We start from the raw sequence: 268 nt of genomic DNA on the forward strand, positions 1-268 counted from the left end.
CGTTGAACCGCCAGGCCGAGCGCTACGCTCTGGAAGGCGTGCCGATCGCACTGTCGACCATGGCGGATGCCGTGGGGGCGGTCTGTGCCTCGCTAGATCCGTTGCTGCGCCGCCTTGAGGCCCATGTCATGGCGGCCGAGCGCCTTCATGCCGACGATACGACCGTGCCGGTGCTGGCTAAGGGTAAGACCGACACGGGGCGGTGCTGGATCTACGTGCGGGACGACAAGCCATTTGGTGGAGCCGGCCCGCCAGCGGCGATGTTCTA

Annotated in this window: 1 protein-coding gene; it reads left to right on the forward strand. The window is 66.8% G+C overall.

Features of this window, described 5'->3' with window-relative positions; genetic code table 11:
* The coding region (locus XI09_RS03575; RefSeq protein ID WP_271565691.1) for an IS66 family transposase at window positions 1–268 on the forward strand (268 nt) is incomplete at both ends.

The organism is Bradyrhizobium sp. CCBAU 11386 (assembly GCF_028128955.1).
Taxonomy (GTDB): domain Bacteria; phylum Pseudomonadota; class Alphaproteobacteria; order Rhizobiales; family Xanthobacteraceae; genus Bradyrhizobium.